Origin of the sequence: Flavobacterium sp. (genome assembly GCF_003525665.1) — a bacterium.
Taxonomy (GTDB): Bacteria; Bacteroidota; Bacteroidia; order Flavobacteriales; family Flavobacteriaceae; genus Flavobacterium.
Window position 1 is genome coordinate 1,325 of the sequence record NZ_DQDX01000107.1, and the last position, 604, is coordinate 1,928.

Consider the following 604-nt stretch of genomic DNA (forward strand, 5'->3'; position numbering starts at 1 on the left):
AGTTTTCAGTCGCAGTTTTCAGAAGTCTCTTTTGATAATAAAATTATCACATGGAAACATTATTTACAGTATTTGGAATATTACTTTCAGTGATTATAATTTATATCGGTGTAAAAGAATATTTGAAACTAAAAAAAGATAGACAATTAATAGACTCAATAGTATCGGATGATGATAAAGAAACTGAAGATTTACGAATAACATCTATGTCTGCTCTTAATGTTTTTGTGAATTTTGGAAGCGAATTTGATTACTGTAAATTTCATTTTACTAAAAATGAATGTTTTATGTATTTAAGATATTCCTATCCTACTAATTTATACAGTGGTCCTTTTGTTATAAAAAGTGAATTTTCGAATAAATACTCTTATTTGAGTACGTTTTATATTAAAAAACTTGATATTAAAAACAATAATGAAATTTCAATTTGCGTGAAAAACAAAACCTTTATCGGAACAAAATACAATTTAAATTTAACGTCAATTTCAAAATCTGATTTGGATTTAATAACAGAAAATCTTTCTCTTAAAAATGAGATTCTTACGGAATGACAAACTGTGCGGATAATTCAAACTGATATCTGATAACTGACATCTCAAATCTA

Annotated in this window: 1 protein-coding gene; it reads left to right on the forward strand. The window is 25.2% G+C overall.

The window, feature by feature from the left end; all coding sequences use genetic code 11:
• The first annotated feature begins 50 nt into the window (after positions 1-50).
• Positions 51-551, forward strand: coding sequence for a hypothetical protein (locus tag DIU01_RS07650; RefSeq protein WP_290833137.1), 501 nt, complete (start codon positions 51-53; stop codon positions 549-551).
• Positions 552-604: the final 53 nt, after the last annotated feature.